This window comes from Dyadobacter sp. (assembly GCF_051859145.1).
Taxonomy (GTDB): Bacteria; Bacteroidota; Bacteroidia; order Cytophagales; family Spirosomataceae; genus Dyadobacter.
Window position 1 is genome coordinate 5,243 of sequence record NZ_JBHYGF010000286.1, and the last position, 325, is coordinate 5,567.

Here is a 325-nt window from a genome sequence, read left to right on the forward strand (position 1 = left end):
CAGAGTGAGCCACCCGCCTGACCTTCCAGGGAGGGAATAAGGCCCGCCTTGATCAGCGAAGACTTACCGCTCCCGGACGAGCCAATCAATGCAAGAAAGCGACCATCCAGTAATTTACCTGTCAGCTCACGGATATGCGAATCCCTTCCGAAGAACAGCGCGTGATCTTCATAATCGTAACTTCTTAAACCGGGAAATGGATTCGTGAGCGTAGACTTATCAACCATACTTACTGGGTTGCACCTATATTCATAACAAACTTGTTTCGGTTCTTACAATACACATATTAATAGGGTAATTCAACAAATCCAGTGATTTTGTGTAA

Annotated in this window: 1 protein-coding gene; it reads right to left on the minus strand. The window is 45.2% G+C overall.

Annotation, left to right across the window (positions count from 1 at the left end; genetic code table 11):
* The coding region (locus ACTIE6_RS16285; RefSeq protein ID WP_439557649.1) for an nSTAND1 domain-containing NTPase at positions 1-227 on the minus strand (227 nt) is incomplete at its 3' end.
* Between the last annotated feature and the right edge of the window lie 98 nt (positions 228-325).